Annotated in this window: 5 protein-coding genes; 3 read left to right on the top strand and 2 right to left on the bottom strand. The window is 70.9% G+C overall.

Annotation, left to right across the window (positions count from 1 at the left end; translation table 11 throughout):
- Together AB0J52_RS33045 and AB0J52_RS33040 are read right to left on the bottom strand one after the other, a co-directional pair.
- A partial coding sequence (locus AB0J52_RS33045) for a cyclic nucleotide-binding domain-containing protein (protein ID WP_500186783.1) occupies window positions 1-562 on the bottom strand: 562 nt, incomplete at its 3' end.
- Between the two features lie 184 nt (window positions 563-746).
- Window positions 747-1,160, bottom strand: coding sequence for a hypothetical protein (locus AB0J52_RS33040; protein ID WP_500186782.1), 414 nt, complete (start codon window positions 1,158-1,160; stop codon window positions 747-749).
- 22 nt (window positions 1,161-1,182) lie between these two features.
- Between AB0J52_RS33040 and AB0J52_RS33035 the strand changes: the two genes are divergently transcribed.
- The 3 genes from AB0J52_RS33035 (at window position 1,183) to AB0J52_RS33025 (ending at window position 3,180) form a co-directional block, all read left to right on the top strand.
- On the top strand, window positions 1,183-1,632 hold the full coding sequence (locus tag AB0J52_RS33035) for a COG4315 family predicted lipoprotein (protein WP_500186781.1): 450 nt from the start codon (window positions 1,183-1,185) through the stop codon (window positions 1,630-1,632).
- Between the two features lie 185 nt (window positions 1,633-1,817).
- Window positions 1,818-2,240 carry a hypothetical protein gene (locus AB0J52_RS33030; RefSeq protein WP_500186779.1) on the top strand — a complete coding sequence of 141 codons (423 nt, stop codon included), beginning with the start codon at window positions 1,818-1,820 and terminating at the stop codon, window positions 2,238-2,240.
- A gap of 115 nt (window positions 2,241-2,355) precedes the next feature.
- Window positions 2,356-3,180: a transporter substrate-binding domain-containing protein gene (locus AB0J52_RS33025; RefSeq protein WP_500186777.1), complete on the top strand. Its 825-nt coding sequence runs from the start codon at window positions 2,356-2,358 to the stop codon at window positions 3,178-3,180.
- Window positions 3,181-3,357 lie beyond the last annotated feature (177 nt).

Genomic DNA, 3,357 nt, shown 5'->3' with positions numbered 1-3,357 from the left:
GCGCGCCGACGAGCCGGTCGCCCAGCTCGGAGGCGGCGCGCGCGGCCGCCGCGGCCGGGTTGTTCAGCTCGTGCGTGAGCCCGGCGGTGATGGTGCCGAGCGCGGTCAGCCGCTCCCGCTGGTCCACCAGGCGCCGGGCGTTGTTCATCCCGAAGAACACGCCCTCCAGCAGGTGCGTCGCCATCGGGAACCAGGACCGCACGGCCTTGCCGAACTTGCGCGCGGGCAGCTCGAACATCCGGGACGGGCGCAGCGCGCGCAGCGTGTGCGCGTACCGCTGCTCGATCCGCTCGCCGATGTAGGCCTGCACCGCGCCGCCGTACACGCCGGGCTGCCCGGACCGGGTCATCTCCACCGGATGGTCGCGGACCTGCTGGGTCATCGCGACCTCGCCGTCCAGCAGGACGTAGAAGAACTCGGCCGGGTCGCCCTGCGCGCAGACGGTCTCGCCCTCGGCGTAGGTCCGCTCGCAGCCGTAGGTCGCCAGCCACTTCAGCTTCTCGTCGTCCAGGTCCTCGAACAGGAACAGGCGGCGCAGTTCGGCGGGCTCGACGGCCGTCATGTCTTCTCCTCGACCATCCATGGTCACCGCTCCAAGTATCGAAAACCAGAGCAGCGTAGTCGAAGGTTCCCGGGGTCGGTCTCAGGAGGTGAGGCATCCGGGTGGGCGGCGGCGATTCCGGCGGGCGGCGATAACTCCTCGGCGAGATGACCGCGACGCCGTCGACCCGATGAATGCGTGAGCTTTAAACCACCTTTCCCGCCGCCCGGAGATTACTCGAAAAGACCAGGTCAGCGTCTGGAAATGTCCGTTCTGCGGCCGTCACAGGGGTAATGGTCCCTGCCGGACAGGAAAGCGCCGGGAAGCCGATACCGGCATTTCTGAAGGAAGGACGCTCTGTGATGTCCCGAACGAACCTGTGCAGAACCGCGCGCTCGTCAGGTCCGGTGATCCGGTCGTGGCGGAGCCGCGTCCTGCCCGTCACGGTCCTCGTGGCGGCGCTGGCCGCCGTGGGGTCCGCCTGCGGCTCGTCCGGCAACTCGTCCAAGCTGACCGGCGCCGTCGAACCGCACACTCCCATGACCGCCTCGACCCCGCCGGCCACGTCGGGACCCACCTCCGGGCCCACGTCGGAGCCCAGCTCGATGCCCAGTTCCATGCCGAGTTCCATGCCCAGTTCGATGCCCAGCTCCGCGCCGGGCTCGGCGGCCGCGGCCGGGGGAACGGTCGCGGCGGCGAAGGTGGGCAGCCTGGGGCAGGTCCTGGTCGACGGCAAGGGGCGCACCGAGTACCTGTTCGACAAGGACCACGGTGGCAAGTCCTCCTGCACCGGCTCCTGCGAGGCCGTGTGGCCGCCGGTCACCTCCAAGGACAAACCGCAGGCGGGCTCGGGCGTGAAGGCGTCGATGCTCGGCACCAGCAGCAGGAACGGCGGTGCCAAGCAGGTGACCTACGGCGGGCATCCGCTGTACTACTACACCCCGGACGGCACCACGAAGGGCAGCGCCAAGGGCCAGGGCCTCAATCAGTTCGGCGCCAGCTGGTACGTGGTCTCCCCGGACGGCAAGAAGGTCACGGGAAAGAGCGGTAGCGGCGGTGGTGGCGGTGGCGGGGGTGGCGGCGGATACTGATCCGCCACTTCTGCGGTCCGTTTCCGCAGCGGTCGGCCTCCGCCCCGGGCGGGGGCCGACCGGACGGGCTTCAAGCTACGTCGGGCTGCGGCACGTACCGCTACGTCCCAGGTAATCGCTCCGGCTATCGCTTGTCCCTAACGTCGTGATCATCGAGGTGAGGAACTCCAGGAAAGAGGACTCCGATGACCACAGCAGCCACGACCCGCACTCCGTCCGGCCTGTTCGCCGACGGCAGCCGACTGCTGCGCCTGGCCCTGCGCGCGGACGCGATCGTGACCGGAGCCAACGGCCTGCTCTATCTCGCTCTGGCCGCCCCACTCCAGGACCTGCTCGACCTCAACGCCGGCACCGGACGCGAGCTGGGCGGATTCCTCCTGCTGTACGCCGCTGCCGTGTGGGCCATCTCCATGCCCGCCCGCCCCAGGCGGGGCGCCGTGACCGCCGTGGTCGAGGTGAACGGGCTGTGGACGGTGCTGAGCATCGTCACCGTGTTCGCGGGCTGGTTCTCGCTGAACACCGTCGGGACCGTGTGGGCGGTGCTCCAGGCGATCGTGGTCGCCGGCTTCGCGGCGCTCCAGTACACCGCGCTGCGCCGCACGCGCTGAGCCGCACGCGCTGAGTCGGGAACGCCGTCGGCGTGATGACCGTGCCGCTGGGCGATAGCGACCGTTTGGGTGGTTCTTCCAGCGCAAGCCGGACAGCGTTGCTACCGTGCGCGCCATGCGGAAAACGATCACGCCGGGACTCGCGGCGTGGCTGGCGGCGGGCACCGCCGTGACCGGCTGCCTGCCCTACGCGCGGGCGGAGACCGGGCTGCTGGCGAAGGGCACCCTGGTCGCCGGGGTGCGGCCGGATCTTCCCGGGATCGGCATGCGCGAGCAGAACGGCACGTTCGAGGGCCTGGACGTCGACGTCGCCCGGTACGTGGCGAAGACGCTCGGGAAGCGGGTCCGGATCGTCCCGGCGGCGGCGGTGGACCGGGAACGGCTGCTGCTGAAGGACAAGAGCGTCGACATGATCCTCACGTACTGGGTGCGGGCCGACTGGAAGACGCGGATCACCTTCGCCGGGCCGTACGTGCCGACCTACCAGGACATCCTCGTCCGCTCCGGCGAGCGGCGCATCCGGAACGTGCACGACCTCGCCGGGCGCCGGATCTGCGCCGTCAAGGGCGCGGGCGCGGCCGATCTGGTCATCAAGGGGCTGCGCGTCCCCGCCCTGCCGGTGCGGACCGACGGGTACGCGCAGTGCACCGCGATGCTCCGGGACGGCCGGATCGACGCGATCACCACGAACGACACCATCCTGGCCGGGCTGCGCAACCAGGAGGGCGCGCCGTTCCGGCTGCTCGGCGCGCGGTTCGGCGAGCAGCCCACCGGCATCGGGATGCGCCCCGGCGACCCGGACGGCTGCGAGGCCGTCAACAAGGCGATCACCCGGATGTACCAGGACGGCACGATGGCGAGGTCCATGCGCCGCTGGTTCGGCGGCTCCGGCCTGGACCTGTCGGTCGTCGCCGTCCCCCAGTTCGAGGGCTGCCAGTAGCGGGCCCGGGTCGGTCAGGTCAGGGACGGCCGGGTCAGGGACGGCCGGGTCAGGGACGGCCGGGTCAGGCCTGTTCGAGGTAGCGGTGGACGAGGGCGACCGCCATCGCGCCGTCCCCGACGGCCGAGGCGACGCGCTTCATCGACCCGGACCGGACGTCCCCGGCCGCGAACACCC

It is taken from the genome of Spirillospora sp. NPDC049652 (assembly GCF_040675125.1).
In the GTDB taxonomy this organism is placed as follows: domain Bacteria; phylum Actinomycetota; class Actinomycetes; order Streptosporangiales; family Streptosporangiaceae; genus Spirillospora.
This window is presented reverse-complemented; position numbering and strand designations above follow the sequence as displayed.

Coding starts and splice junctions, on each gene's coding strand:
- AB0J52_RS33040 (WP_500186782.1), bottom strand. CDS start 1,160: ATGGAACTGGGCATCGAGCTGGGCTCCGACGTGGGCCCGGAGGTGGGT.
- AB0J52_RS33035 (WP_500186781.1), top strand. CDS start 1,183: ATGCCCAGCTCCGCGCCGGGCTCGGCGGCCGCGGCCGGGGGAACGGTC.
- AB0J52_RS33030 (WP_500186779.1), top strand. CDS start 1,818: ATGACCACAGCAGCCACGACCCGCACTCCGTCCGGCCTGTTCGCCGAC.
- AB0J52_RS33025 (WP_500186777.1), top strand. CDS start 2,356: ATGCGGAAAACGATCACGCCGGGACTCGCGGCGTGGCTGGCGGCGGGC.